1 protein-coding gene is annotated in these 253 nt (G+C 47.8%); it reads left to right on the forward strand.

The annotated features are described in order from the left end of the window. Positions 1–56: 56 nt before the first annotated feature. Positions 57–253 (forward strand): helix-turn-helix domain-containing protein (locus DWW60_RS13355; protein WP_147341867.1); only part of this gene is annotated, 197 nt, incomplete at its 3' end.

The raw sequence follows: 253 nt of genomic DNA on the forward strand, positions 1-253 counted from the left end.
GGGGGAGAACGGCAACAGGAAGCATTTTAACCTATTTGATTTATGGGAGGAACAGAATGAACGATAAAAAGAGATTGAACAGCTACGAGGATTTACCGCTGGTTCTGGATGTGGCGGACATTCAGCGGATTATGGGAATTTCAAGAGCGAGCGCCTATGAGCTGGTACACACACCCAGCTTTCCGGCGTTCCGCAGGGGCAGGCTTATCAATGTCAGCAAAATTGCTTTCTTTGAATGGATGGCAAAAGGCTC

Origin of the sequence: Coprococcus sp. AF16-22, from assembly GCF_003461545.1 — a bacterium.
GTDB lineage: Bacteria > Bacillota > Clostridia > Lachnospirales > Lachnospiraceae > Coprococcus > Coprococcus aceti.